This window comes from Nonlabens sp. (assembly GCF_051251825.1).
In the GTDB taxonomy this organism is placed as follows: domain Bacteria; phylum Bacteroidota; class Bacteroidia; order Flavobacteriales; family Flavobacteriaceae; genus Nonlabens.
The window spans coordinates 182,111-194,591 of record NZ_JBPOGG010000005.1; the positions used below are offsets into that span (position 1 = coordinate 182,111).

Below are 12,481 nucleotides of genomic sequence, written 5' to 3' on the forward strand. Positions count from 1 at the left end.
ATCTATAATCAAATCATTATTTTCCATCTAAACAAACTTAAACTATTGAAACAAAAAATCCGAATCAACAATTAGCTGATTCGGAATTCAATATTAATTACAAATTACCCAGTAACCTAATACCCAATAACCCAAAACCTAATTAATCCATATACTCTTCCATAGGAGCACAAGTACACATTAAATTACGGTCACCGTAAGCATCATCTGCACGGCGTACTGATGGCCAGAATTTATTGTCTGCTACATATTCTAGTGGATAAGCAGCTTGTTGTCTGGTGTAAGGTAAATCCCAATCGTCACTCGTAATCATTTGTAACGTGTGCGGACTGTTCTTCAACAAATTATTAGGCTCGTCGGCTTGACAAGTTTTAATCTCTTCTCTTATAGAAATCATGGCGTCACAAAAACGATCCATTTCTTCCTTAGATTCAGACTCAGTAGGCTCAATCATCATTGTTCCGTTAACTGGAAATGATACGGTAGGAGCGTGGAAACCATAATCCATCAATCTTTTTGCGATATCCACTACTTCGATTCCGTTTTCTTTAAATGGACGACAGTCTATGATCATCTCATGAGCAGCACGACCTTTTTCACCAGTATATAAACACTCATAAGAACCTTTTAAACGTTCTTTAATATAGTTGGCATTGATGATAGCATACTCAGTAGAACGCTTCAATCCGTCAGCACCTAGCATACATATGTAACCATAAGAAATCAAACATGCTAGTGCACTACCAAATGGTGCTGCACTAATAGGTGTAATCGCTTGGTCGCCACCAGTGGGAACGATAGGATTAGATGGTAAGAATGGAGCCAGTTGAGGCGCCACGCAAATAGGACCTACTCCAGGTCCACCACCACCATGAGGTATGGCAAATGTTTTATGCAAGTTCAAGTGACAAACATCGGCTCCTATGTTTCCAGGATTAGTTAATCCCACTTGCGCGTTCATGTTTGCACCATCCATATATACCTTACCACCATTTTCATGAATCAATCCCGTAATCTCTTTAATCGCGCTTTCATAAACTCCATGAGTTGATGGATAAGTCACCATTAACGCGCTTAAATTGTCCTTATACTTTTCTGCCTTTTCACGTAGATCATCTACGTCTATATTACCGTTCTCAAGAGCTTTGGTAACTACTACTTTCATTCCAGCCATTACTGCACTTGCAGGATTTGTCCCGTGAGCACTGGACGGAATCAAGCAAATATCTCTGTGATGATCTCCACGACTGTGGTGATATGCACGTATGGCCATTAATCCAGCAAATTCTCCTTGCGCACCAGAGTTAGGTTGTAAAGAAGTCCCTGCAAAACCAGTCGCTTCATTTAATTGCAACTCTAATTTCTTCAACATTTCTTGATAACCAGCCGCTTGATCTAGCGGTACAAATGGGTGGATATTTCCCCATTGTGGATTTGAAAGTGGCAGCATCTCTGCCGCTGCATTTAATTTCATAGTACAAGAACCTAGTGCAATCATGGAATGATTTAACGCTAGATCTTTGCGCTCTAATTTCTTGATATAACGCATCAACTCAGTCTCAGAGTGGTATGAGTTGAATACCTCATAGGTCATGAAATCCGTTTGACGTCCTTCACCTAAGTGTGTGTTCTCGATCAATTCTGTGATAGGAGAGAAGTCTTTGTTCACCGCTTTCGCGAAAGCAGATACAACATCATTCAAGTCTGCAAGTGAAGTCGTCTCATTTAAAGAAACCTGGACTGTGTTTGCATCTGGATAGTAGAAATTGATTTCTAATTTTAAAGCTTCTTTTTTAACAGCCTCAGCATCTACTTTGAAACTAAGTGTGTCAAAGAAGTTCTCGTTAGTCTGATAAATTCCTAGTTTTTCAACAGCGTCTGCAAGAGTTGCTGTTTGAGCGTGTAATTTATTTGCTATAAACTTCAATCCACGAGGACCGTGATAAACCGCATACATTCCTGCCATTACTGCCAGTAATACTTGCGCGGTACAAATATTTGAAGTTGCTTTATCTCTTTTTATATGTTGCTCACGAGTTTGTAGAGCCATGCGTAATGCACGTTTCCCATCAGTATCTTTAGTAACACCTATAATACGACCTGGGATTTGTCTTTTGAATTCTTCACGAGTTGCAAAATATGCTGCGTGTGGTCCACCATATCCTAGCGGTATCCCAAATCGCTGTGTCGTTCCTACAACTACATCTGCGCCCCAATGTCCAGGTGCTTCTAGCAATACAAGTGAAAGAATATCTGCTGCTACGGCGATACGTATGTTGTTTTCTTGACACTTTTTCGCGAAAGCGGTATAATCCACCACATTTCCACTAGCTCCAGGATATTGCAATAAAATACCATAGTAACCAGCATTCATATCCATCTCCTGCGGATTTCCTTCTACAAGCTCAATCCCTAGCGGAATCGCACGAGTTTTCAATAATTCTTTAGTCTGTGGTAAGCAGTCCTGATCTACAAAGAATTTAACAACATTGTCCTTTTTCTGTGCGCGTTCACGTACAGAGAAAAGAAGCGTCATTGCCTCAGCCGCAGCGGTAGATTCATCTAGTAATGAGGCGTTTGAAAGCTCCATTCCAGTTAGATCTGTCACCATGGTTTGAAAATTCAACAACGCTTCTAGACGTCCTTGAGCAATCTCTGCCTGATATGGTGTGTAAGCCGTGTACCATCCTGGGTTTTCAAGAATATTTCTTTGAATTACAGCAGGCGTGATAGGTGCGTTATATCCTATACCTATATAAGATCTAAATTGCTTGTTCTTATCGCCTAATTTTTTAATATGACTCAAGAATTCATACTCGCTCATCGCTGGATCTAACTGAAGATCTTGCTGCAAACGTATATTTGCTGGAACAGTTTCATAAACGAGTTGATCTATGGAGTCTACTCCTATTTTTTCTAGCATGGGTGCAAGGTCTGCCTTGCGTGGTCCGATATGTCTAAGGGCAAAACGATCTGTATTCATAGTACTTATGTGGTCTATTTTTAAGATATTGAATTCTTCCTGAACTCATTGCAAAAGTAGTCGTTTATGAGATTTAAACTAACAGTTGTTAGGTGGTAAAAGCATGTATTTTTCAACCTTTTTAAGCTAGTTATTAACTATGTGCAGTAAATTTGATCTATGAGCTTATTGAAAACTGTTTTAGATTTTTATATACGCAGTAGTTTGCATGTGGCGGTTTGCTTTGTGGCGTTGTTTAAGGCAATATCCTTAAACGGAAGTTATCTCATACCAAATTCCTTGTTTATCTTATCGTTTTGTGCCATTTTAATAGGTTATAATTTTATAAAGTACGGTAAACTGATATGGTTAGTAAAGCCGTTTAGTTTCAAAACGGCCATAATAATTTGCTCGCTATTATTTTCATTGATAGGTATTTATTGCTTGTCGATGGAAAATTATCACGTGTGGTTGGTGGTTGGAATTATGGGATTGTTAAGCGCATTTTATGCCATACCGTGGATAGGAAATAGAACTTTGCGGGACTTTCCAACGCTTAAGCTACTAACCGTGGTTGTTTGCTGGATGTTAGTGCTTTTTGCACTGCCAGAATATTCCATTTCTGCCCCTAAAGCTGTTTTTACTGATGATAATGGGTATAACAATAGAATACTGCTAACTCAAGTTTCAAGCGTTTTCTTTTTTATTTATGCTTTATGTATTCCTTTTGAAATTAGAGATTTACATTATGATCGTGAGGATTTACAAACTCTACCTCAGAAAATAGGAGTCCATAAAACTAAGATTTTAGGGATTGTATTATTACTAATTTCGTTTTCAATCGACTGGTTAGGAGATTATCACGTGTACTTTTATCCTATTCCCAAAATAAATTTACCATTTAGTATTACCATTGGGATTACAATTCTTGCCATCTGGTTCTCTGACAAGGTCAAATCTGACTACTACGCTAGTTTCTTTGTAGAAGCGATTCCTATATTGTGGTTGGGATTGTATTGGGTTTTTTAAATCATAGCGAACACCCATCTCCTGTCTTCCCATGCCTATCGGCAGGCGAGCCTCAAGGGAAGATGATTCATTTAGGGGAAGAACGAATTATTAGGATTAAAATGGTGTTATTATAGTTTTCCCTTGAGGGAAATGCCGATAGGCAAAGGGTGTTTTGCGTTGTTTGTTGTTTTGAATTGAAATCTATTTACTCACCACACCCAACTCTTATCTTCCCTCATATGAAAGGGTGTTTTGCATTGAATATGAATTGATAATGAGTAGAATCACTTCCTCATGGCATCTTTTAATCTCTCTTTAATGGAGTTTTTTTGAGATTTTGAAAGTTTGACCCAACCTAAACCGTTAAGTGTTTTTGAGAACAATCTGGATTTTTTATCAAAACTTCTACAACCTAGACAGTGTCCATGATGCAGTTTTTGCCTAAATTTTTCCTTAGGAGAAAGGTCGTTATACTGGTCTCTGGTACTTAAGATGCTTGCCTCGTCGCAGGAGATGAAAAATTTAGCCATTTATGAATCTTTATTGTACCATTTACTATTAAGGCATTCCATCAATTGTATTCTTGCACGATGAATGATTACCCATAAATTTGACGCCGTGATGTTGTGTTCCTTACAGATTGTTTCGGTATCTAATTTATCAATCGTTTTTTGTACAAATATAGTAGCATATCGTTCAGGTAATGCAGCAATACATTCATTTAAAGCTTCGCCTAATTCTTTTTGTTCAATCTCGTCTTCAATATTTGGATTGCGCAAGTCTCTCACTTTCTCTTCCATCCAGTCGCCATCTTGGTCGCCACTACTCAAGTAGTTCATACGCACTTCGGCCTTTCCTTTTTTAGAATTGGATTTTCTGTATTGATCTATAATCTTGCGCTTAAGTATGGAAATCAACCAAGTGCGTTCTGTAGATTCTCCTTTAAATCGATGAGCACTTTTTAATCCTGCCAGGAAAGTTTCAGATACCAGATCTTGAGCCATTATCGGATCATTGATACGCGATATGGTGAAATTAAAAAGGTAGTCTCCGTAGCGATCTACCCATTTTTCTGGTATGAGTTTTATTTCTGGCATTTTTGTTTTTTAGATTTCCGTTTCGCAGCCTTAGTGAATGCTGAAACTTTTTTATCTTTTTAAACTATTCTCAAATGAGCTTGCACTAAAATTATTTTTTGAATTTCGTTAATCGTTAATCGTTAATCGTTAATCGTTAATCGTTAATCGTTAATCGTTAATCGTTAATCTCTATGCGACTAATCCAGCTCTTTTAAGCAAGGCGTCTATTTTAGGTTCGCTTCCGCGGAAGCGTTTATATAATAACATAGGACTCTCAGTTCCTCCTTTTGATAATATGTGATCCTTAAAGCTTGTGGCAGTGGTTCTATCAAAAATCCCTTTTTCTTTAAATACTTCAAAAGCATCAGCATCTAAGACTTCGGCCCATTTATAGCTGTAATATCCTGCGCTGTATCCACCTTGGAAAATGTGACCAAAAGAGGTGCTCATACAACTGGTAGGAACATCTGGATACAAGTCTGTTTTTTCAAAAATGGTTCTCTCGTGTGCTTTTACATTAGTAATATCTGTTGGGTTAATCCCATGCCAGCTCATGTCAAGCATTCCAAAAGACAATTGCCTTAAAGTCTGTAATCCTTCTTGAAAATTTGCCGCTTTTTTAATCTTCTCGATATATTCTAGCGGTATCACTTCATTAGTCTCATAATGTCTTGCAAAAATCTCTAGCGCTTCTTTTTCATAACACCAGTTCTCTAAAATCTGACTAGGTAATTCTACAAAGTCCCAATATACCGATGTGCCCGATAAGCTTCGGTAATGAGTGTTTGCGAGCATACCGTGCAGTGCATGACCAAATTCATGAAACAATGTCGTTACTTCATTAAAGGTAAGAAGTGAAGGTTTGGTTTTAGTAGGCTTAGTGAAATTACAAACATTTGAAATGTGCGGTCTATGATTCTTACCGTTTTCCACATACTGACTTTTAAATGAAGTCATCCAGGCACCATTGCGTTTTCCTTTACGTGGAAAAAAATCTGCATAGAAAATAGAATTCAAACTTCCGTCTTCATTCTTTACCTCGTAGGTCATCACGTCTTCGTGGTATTTATCAATCTTATCTGTCTTTTCAAAGCTCAAACCGAATAAACGATTTGCAACTTCAAACGCTCCATCGATGACATTTTCTAGCTTGAAATATGGTTTAAGAAGCTCATCATCAAGTTCAAAAAGTTGTTTTTTAAGCTTTTCGGCATAATAAGCGGCATCCCATTTTTCTAATGAAGTGATTGTTTCACTAAGGTCAGATTTTGAAGAGGTCGTTATGGCAAAGTTTTGAAGTGCCGCAAAGTCACGCTCTGCGGCAGGTTTTGCTTTTTCAAGAATATCATTTGAAAATTCCATCACCTTTTCTGGTGTCATGGCCATGCGTTCTTCTAGCACAAAATGTGCATGCGTTTCATAACCTAACAATTGTGCTCTCTCATAACGCAATGTTGCGATTTTAAGAACGTTTTCTTGATTATCAAATTCGTCATTAAAAGCTTTGGAACCAAAAGCCATTGAGATTTCTTTTCTCAATTCACGATCATCGGCATAGGTCATTACTGGGATGTAACTAGGATAATCTAGTGTGAATAAATAGCCATCTTTATCTTTAGATTTAGCTAGTTCTGCTGCGGCTTCTTTGGCGCTTTCTGGTAATCCGGCTAGTCTAGAATCATCCTTTAAATGCAGTTCAAACGCATTTGTAGCAGCTAGTAAATTCTCGCCAAATTTTAAGGTCAACTGTGATAGTTCACTGTCTATTTCGCGTAAGCGGGATTTTTTATCTTCATTTAAGTTTGCTCCGTTGCGAGAGAAACTTTTGTATCTTTTATCTAATAGTGTGGATTGTTCTGCATTTAAATCCAGTGTGTTTCTAGAGTCATAAACCGCTTTTACACGCTTGAATAAATCCTCATTTAAAGTTATGTCATTACCGAACTGTGATAGCTTAGGACTTACTTCACGAGCTATGCGCTGGATCTCATCATTAGTCTCGGCACTATTCAGGTTAAAAAATATACTGGAAACGCGACTTAATGTATCTCCAGATGCGTCAAGTGCTTCTATAGTATTTTCAAAAGTAGGTACGTCGCTATTGTTAATAATAGCTTCTATTTCCTCACGTGCTTTTTGAATCGCCTTGTCAAAAGCCTCTTCATAGTGCGTTTCCTTAATCACATCAAATGGTGCTGTGTCTAGATAGGTGTCAAATGTTTGTAATAATGGATTTTTATCACTCATAATAGTAAAATTAGTCCTCAAAAGTCAATTTGTTCTAATTAAATTGTTAAACTTTTGAATCTAAAGATTAAACAAAAAATTGTTATGCGAAAAAATACCCATAACCGCCCAAGGCAATCATGAATATAATATGTATGAAACCGAGGTAGTTGTATTGGGCATTTACAAATTGCCGATTTATGACAATCGCCATCAAGAAATGAATCCCGCCAGCAGCGAGATATTGCCACTGCGGCGTGTATTTATCAATTCCAAAAATAAAAAACCAAAGCACCGTTAATACAATGATTATGATGGAAGCAATTTGAAAAGGTTTACTCATTATCGCGCATCTCTTGGGCAGCTCGTGTTACTTTTTCTTTTAGGCTTTCTTTATAAGAGATAATACGTTCTCGCACATCTTCTTGAGTAGCGCCAATGATTTGAGCTGCAAGAATTCCAGCGTTTTTTGCTCCATTAAGTGCAACTGTTGCTACGGGAACTCCACCTGGCATTTGTAGAATAGAAAGTACACTGTCCCATCCGTCTATAGAATTAGATGATTTTACAGGAACACCTACTACAGGTAAAGGCGATAAACTCGCTACCATTCCAGGTAAGTGAGCGGCTCCACCAGCACCAGCAATGATGACTGCGATACCTTTTTTATGAGCGGTTTTACCAAATTCAAACATTTTCTCAGGCGTGCGGTGAGCACTCACCACATCAACCTCAGTCTCAATTCCTAATTCTTTCAACACATCAATAGCGTCTTGCATTACTGGCAAGTCGCTGGTTGATCCCATGATAACAGCTACTTTTTTATTCATGTGATAAAAGTAATTATTTTGAGTCTAAACCAGGTTCTATTAAGCAGTGTTTTTTAAAGTTGTCGATCTACACGTGATACAGGTTCTACCCGTGAGGTAACACGATAGATTATTTCTCATTACCTTCTAGGTTCTTTGGTGCTCAATGGCGGAAAGAATTCCGCCGCTATAATTTCTTAAGTCGCCTGCGGAGTTCTTCTATAATGCCGACTAAAGTTGGACTTGATTTTAACAACCTACAACAGATAACCGTTAACCATTTGCAATGATTCTGTGATACTATCGACATAACACTTAACATATCTTAAAGAACCGTTATGCGTATAATCTCGTAACTTTACTCAAATGAACAACATGAAATATTTAATTTTATTAATAGTAGCCGTAATGACTTTGGGTTGCAAAACAGCACCTAAGGAAATAGCTCAAAACGATACTCAAGATCAAGAAAAAGTTTATGAAGTCACAAAGACTGAAGAACAATGGCGACAGGAATTAACGTCTGCCCAGTTTGAAGTGCTGCGCCGTGCTGGAACAGAAAGACCTAACACGAGTCCATTAAATAAACAATATGAAGCAGGAACACTTATATGTGCCGGTTGCAATGCGCCTTTGTACAAGAACGAGCATAGATTTGACTCAGGAACCGGTTGGCCTAGTTACGATCGTGCCATTGAAGGACAAGTAGAACGCGATGTGGATTATAAATTAGGCTACGCACGTACTGAATTGAAATGCAATACTTGTGGTGGCCACTTAGGACATGAATTTAATGATGGACCTAGAGAAACGACTGGGAAACGTCATTGTATTAATGGAGTAGCGTTAGAATTTATTCCTCAAGGACAGGCTATTCCAGCGTTAAATAAGTAGTTGAGTTTCGCGAAAGCGTAATTAAAACATCATCATGATAGAAAAAACTGATGCAGAGTGGAAAAGAGAACTCACTCCAGAGCAATATAGAATACTAAGAGAAAAAGGAACAGAACGACCTTTTTCAGGTGAATACAATACTCATTATGAAGATGGGACTTACAGCTGCGCCGCGTGTGGAAATGACCTATACAAATCCGAAACTAAATTTGATAGTGGTTGTGGCTGGCCATCTTTTGATGATGAAATTGAAGGTGCCATCATGCGCAAACGTGACGTAACGCACGGAATGATACGTACTGAGATCATGTGTGCTAATTGTGGCAGTCATTTAGGACATGTTTTTAATGACGGTCCTACGGCTACAGGAATAAGACACTGTGTAAATAGCGTGAGTGTGGATTTTAAGAAAGGTTCTTAGTTTTAAAACTTAAACCTAAATCTAAACTTAAATTAAAATCTAGCCTTTTTTAGACACACTAAAAAAAAGACTGCCTACTAAATCCTATCTACTTACTTCGGATTCCACTCTGGTAAATCCTCAGTCCAGACTTTGATTTTCATTTTCTTCTGGATGACGCGCCAGTGGTGTGCTTCTTCGGTACTGATGAATGTTATGGCTTCTCCAGTATTTTCAGCACGGCCAGTTCTTCCTATACGGTGGACAAAATCTTTAGGAGAACGTGGTAATTCATAATTAATGACATAAGGTAAGAACTCAATGTCGATACCACGAGCAAGTAGGTCTGTAGTTACTAAAGCTGTTAGTTCGCCAGTTTTAAATTCGGTTAACGCTGAGTTTCTCGCACCTTGACTTTTCTTACTGTGAATAGCTTTTGAGGCAATACCATTCTTTTTAAGCTTATCGTTTACATGATCTACTTGATACGTAGAGGAACAGAAAATCAACACTTGTGTCATTTCCTTTTCTTTCATTAAATGTCTTAATAAGGCTCCTTTTTTACCTTCTTGAACTCGGTAACCTATTTGTTTGATAAGAGAAATATCTTCCTCTTTTTCTTCTACAGATACTGTTACAGGATTATTAAGAAGAAGCTGTGTTAAGTCAGAAACATCATCACTAAGAGTTGCAGAGAATAATAGATTTTGCCTTTTATTGGACATCAATTTTATAATCTGATCCAGTTCGATTTTAAAACCTTTGTTAAGCATTTTATCAGCTTCGTCTAGAACTAGCGCTTTGACATCTTTTAAGTGAACAGCGTTTGATTCTATCAATTCTAATAACCTTCCTGGTGTAGCGATAAGAATATCTACGTTATTCATCTTACGCATTTGCGTATTAATGGATGTTCCTCCATAAACAGCCATGGTAATTAAAGGCTTAGCAAGCGCTTTAGAAAACGGAATAAAAACATCACTCACTTGTGCTGCTAATTCACGTGTAGGAACGAGTACTAATGCGGTAATATGTCTATTTTCAGATTCGGTTCCTTCTAATCGTTGTAAGAGTGGTAGGGCATAAGCCATGGTTTTACCAGAACCTGTTTTTGCGATACCAAGAACGTCCTTACCTTTTACTATTTCTGGAATCGCCAGTTTTTGTATTGGAGTAGGATGTGAGAATTGATTTTCTCGTAAAGCAAAAAGTAACTGATTAGATAATCCTAAGGATTCAAAAGACATAAGATGAATTTATTCTTTGCAAAGATAGTTGGTTTTTAGAGTGCTTAGAAGGAGTATTAGTTTTATAACAGATCTTGACTTTCGCTTCAAGTTCGGTCTTCGAGAACACTTCGACAGGCTCAGTGTGACACCTCAGACCTCGCTTTTGTGGTTTGATTTTGATTTTGGTTTTGATTTTGTTTTTAAAAAGGTCTTCGAGAACACTTCGACAGGCTCAGTGTGACACCTCAGACTTTGCTATTGTAGATTGATATATAGAATTCGGTCTTCGAGAGCCTCAGACCTCGCTTATATGGTTCGATTTCACTTTCGAGTTCAAGTTCAAGTTCGATTTCAAGTTCAACCTCATTCCTCTTCCCGTATTCCGGTGATATGAATTTCAACTCTACGATCGTAGTAATCTCCTTTTCCTGTTTTAAAGTTGGCCTGTTTGCCTATAGTGGTAAGTCGATCTGCCGCTACGCCATATCTTACCATAAAACGCTTCACTTGTTCAGCTCTGGCTTGAGATAAATTCCACTGTCCCGTATCCATGTCACGACCATATACTCCAGCTGCAAGACAGCAAATATGCCCTTGAATTTCTATTTCATATTTTTTATGAAGCAATAAAGAATTGATGATAGAATCCATAACTGGATAGGAGGATTCCCTTAAAACATGACGACCTGGATAAAAAATAACATTATTAAAAACCAATTTATCACCTACTTCAAGACTGTCTTTAAGAATGTCATAGGAGCGGTATTTCTCGATGGTATCAGTAGCAACGGCTACAGCTTCTACTTCTGGCGCAGGTTCTTCTTCATAGGTAATCGTTATATCTACGCGTCTGTTTTGGGCACGTTGTTGCTGGATATTTGAATTGGACATCAACTGAATTTCACCTACGGCTTGCTCGCTAAATGCTCCGTAGGCATAATTGGGTTTTAAATAATCAATAACAGACCAGACTCGTTTCCATGCTAGTTGTTCGTTATAGGCAATACTACCACGCTCATCACAATAACCTGATAAGAAGATGTTTGTAATTTTAGAATTTTCAGAATTAGTAATATAAGTATCGATTTTATTCAGCGATTGTTCCTTTAAAACTGCACTGTCAGTATCAAAATATACCGAAAACTGTTCTGTCTTTTGTTGAGCGGTAACCACCACAGAAAGAATTAAGAAAAAGTATTTTATCATCTTCATAACAATAGGCAAACGTTAGGCTTCTTAAATTAGTGTTTTAATTATATCCCATGTCACAAAAACTACCTCTTTCTTATTATCAGCAAACCGATGTGGTACATCTTGCCAAAGATTTAATAGGGAAGAAAATAGTGAGTAATATAAACGGTAAGTTGACCAGCGGTATGATCACTGAGACTGAGGCTTATCGAGGTTATGATGATAAGGCTTGCCATGCACACTTAGGCCGTTTTACAGACCGCACTAAAATCATGTATGAACCTGGTGGTGTGGCTTATGTGTACTTATGCTACGGCATTCATCATTTATTCAATATCATCACAAATACAAATGGAAATGCAGACGCTATTCTTGTACGTGCCGTGGAACCTATCGATGGAATTAAGGTCATGCTCGACAGGCGTAATAAGTCTCAACTCGATAAAACGTTGACCTCTGGACCTGGGAATTTCAGCAAGGCTTTTGGGTTGCATAAATCGCATTATGGTGCTCATTTAACTGGTGATGAAGTATGGATTGAGGAAGATGGTTTAGCACGCTTACGCGAAAGCGATATCATAACAACCACTAGAATAGGAATAGACTATGCTGGTGAGGATAAAGACCTGCCATGGCGATTTTACCTGAGTACCAGTCAATTTGTGAGCAAGCGATAGCTT

The 12,481-nt window shown here is 38.0% G+C and carries 12 protein-coding genes; 4 read left to right on the forward strand and 8 right to left on the reverse strand.

Annotated elements, in window-relative coordinates; translation table 11 throughout:
* Nucleotides 1-142: 142 nt before the first annotated feature.
* On the reverse strand, nt 143-2,983 hold the full coding sequence (gene gcvP, locus ACSHWW_RS08450) for an aminomethyl-transferring glycine dehydrogenase (protein ID WP_435682004.1): 2,841 nt from the start codon (nt 2,981-2,983) through the stop codon (nt 143-145).
* Nucleotides 2,984-3,412: 429 nt separating this feature from the next.
* Between gcvP and ACSHWW_RS08455 the strand changes: the two genes are divergently transcribed.
* Complete coding sequence (locus tag ACSHWW_RS08455; RefSeq protein WP_435682005.1) at nt 3,413-3,991, forward strand: hypothetical protein; 579 nt, start codon at nt 3,413-3,415, stop codon at nt 3,989-3,991.
* Nucleotides 3,992-4,257: 266 nt separating this feature from the next.
* On the opposite strand, the gene ACSHWW_RS08460 is transcribed toward ACSHWW_RS08455, so the two are convergent.
* From ACSHWW_RS08460 to purE, 5 genes are all read right to left on the reverse strand, one after another.
* Nucleotides 4,258-4,503 (reverse strand): hypothetical protein, encoded by a 246-nt coding sequence (locus tag ACSHWW_RS08460; protein WP_435682006.1) that lies wholly within the window; start codon nt 4,501-4,503, stop codon nt 4,258-4,260.
* Nucleotides 4,504-5,070: a sigma-70 family RNA polymerase sigma factor gene (locus ACSHWW_RS08465; RefSeq protein WP_435682007.1), complete on the reverse strand. Its 567-nt coding sequence runs from the start codon at nt 5,068-5,070 to the stop codon at nt 4,504-4,506. It abuts the gene before it with no gap.
* Between the two features lie 171 nt (nt 5,071-5,241).
* On the reverse strand, nt 5,242-7,299 hold the full coding sequence (locus ACSHWW_RS08470) for a M3 family metallopeptidase (protein ID WP_435682008.1): 2,058 nt from the start codon (nt 7,297-7,299) through the stop codon (nt 5,242-5,244).
* 82 nt (nt 7,300-7,381) lie between these two features.
* On the reverse strand, nt 7,382-7,621 hold the full coding sequence (locus tag ACSHWW_RS08475; RefSeq protein ID WP_435682009.1) for a hypothetical protein: 240 nt from the start codon (nt 7,619-7,621) through the stop codon (nt 7,382-7,384).
* Nucleotides 7,614-8,108 carry a 5-(carboxyamino)imidazole ribonucleotide mutase gene (purE, locus tag ACSHWW_RS08480; RefSeq protein WP_435682010.1) on the reverse strand — a complete coding sequence of 165 codons (495 nt, stop codon included), beginning with the start codon at nt 8,106-8,108 and terminating at the stop codon, nt 7,614-7,616. The genes ACSHWW_RS08475 and purE overlap by 8 nt, the downstream gene beginning before the upstream one ends.
* A gap of 354 nt (nt 8,109-8,462) precedes the next feature.
* On the opposite strand from purE, the gene msrB (ACSHWW_RS08485) reads away from it, so the two are divergent.
* Nucleotides 8,463-8,981: a peptide-methionine (R)-S-oxide reductase MsrB gene (gene msrB, locus ACSHWW_RS08485; protein ID WP_435682011.1), complete on the forward strand. Its 519-nt coding sequence runs from the start codon at nt 8,463-8,465 to the stop codon at nt 8,979-8,981.
* 34 nt (nt 8,982-9,015) lie between these two features.
* The gene (gene msrB / locus ACSHWW_RS08490) at nt 9,016-9,402 is read left to right on the forward strand and encodes a peptide-methionine (R)-S-oxide reductase MsrB (protein WP_435682012.1); all 387 of its coding nucleotides are present in this window, start codon (nt 9,016-9,018) and stop codon (nt 9,400-9,402) included.
* A gap of 92 nt (nt 9,403-9,494) precedes the next feature.
* Here the strand turns inward: msrB (ACSHWW_RS08490) and ACSHWW_RS08495 are convergent, their stop codons facing one another.
* Together ACSHWW_RS08495 and ACSHWW_RS08500 are read right to left on the reverse strand one after the other, a co-directional pair.
* Entirely contained in the window at nt 9,495-10,628 is a 1,134-nt protein-coding gene (locus ACSHWW_RS08495) for a DEAD/DEAH box helicase (protein WP_435682013.1), read from the reverse strand.
* A 345-nt stretch (nt 10,629-10,973) separates the two neighbouring features.
* Nucleotides 10,974-11,816: an OmpA family protein gene (locus ACSHWW_RS08500; RefSeq protein ID WP_435682014.1), complete on the reverse strand. Its 843-nt coding sequence runs from the start codon at nt 11,814-11,816 to the stop codon at nt 10,974-10,976.
* A 56-nt stretch (nt 11,817-11,872) separates the two neighbouring features.
* Here ACSHWW_RS08500 and ACSHWW_RS08505 point away from each other — a divergent pair, with 56 nt between their 5' ends.
* The gene (locus ACSHWW_RS08505; protein WP_435682015.1) at nt 11,873-12,478 is read left to right on the forward strand and encodes a DNA-3-methyladenine glycosylase; all 606 of its coding nucleotides are present in this window, start codon (nt 11,873-11,875) and stop codon (nt 12,476-12,478) included.
* Nucleotides 12,479-12,481: the final 3 nt, after the last annotated feature.

What these genes read in the sequence shown, in the direction of transcription:
- gcvP (WP_435682004.1), bottom strand. Translation starts at nt 2,983, where the DNA reads ATGAATACAGATCGTTTTGCCCTTAGACATATCGGACCACGCAAGGCA.
- ACSHWW_RS08455 (WP_435682005.1), top strand. Translation starts at nt 3,413, where the DNA reads ATGGAAAATTATCACGTGTGGTTGGTGGTTGGAATTATGGGATTGTTA.
- ACSHWW_RS08460 (WP_435682006.1), bottom strand. Translation starts at nt 4,503, where the DNA reads ATGGCTAAATTTTTCATCTCCTGCGACGAGGCAAGCATCTTAAGTACC.
- ACSHWW_RS08465 (WP_435682007.1), bottom strand. Translation starts at nt 5,070, where the DNA reads ATGCCAGAAATAAAACTCATACCAGAAAAATGGGTAGATCGCTACGGA.
- ACSHWW_RS08470 (WP_435682008.1), bottom strand. Translation starts at nt 7,299, where the DNA reads ATGAGTGATAAAAATCCATTATTACAAACATTTGACACCTATCTAGAC.
- ACSHWW_RS08475 (WP_435682009.1), bottom strand. Translation starts at nt 7,621, where the DNA reads ATGAGTAAACCTTTTCAAATTGCTTCCATCATAATCATTGTATTAACG.
- purE (WP_435682010.1), bottom strand. Translation starts at nt 8,108, where the DNA reads ATGAATAAAAAAGTAGCTGTTATCATGGGATCAACCAGCGACTTGCCA.
- msrB (WP_435682011.1), top strand. Translation starts at nt 8,463, where the DNA reads ATGAAATATTTAATTTTATTAATAGTAGCCGTAATGACTTTGGGTTGC.
- msrB (WP_435682012.1), top strand. Translation starts at nt 9,016, where the DNA reads ATGATAGAAAAAACTGATGCAGAGTGGAAAAGAGAACTCACTCCAGAG.
- ACSHWW_RS08495 (WP_435682013.1), bottom strand. Translation starts at nt 10,628, where the DNA reads ATGTCTTTTGAATCCTTAGGATTATCTAATCAGTTACTTTTTGCTTTA.
- ACSHWW_RS08500 (WP_435682014.1), bottom strand. Translation starts at nt 11,816, where the DNA reads ATGATAAAATACTTTTTCTTAATTCTTTCTGTGGTGGTTACCGCTCAA.
- ACSHWW_RS08505 (WP_435682015.1), top strand. Translation starts at nt 11,873, where the DNA reads ATGTCACAAAAACTACCTCTTTCTTATTATCAGCAAACCGATGTGGTA.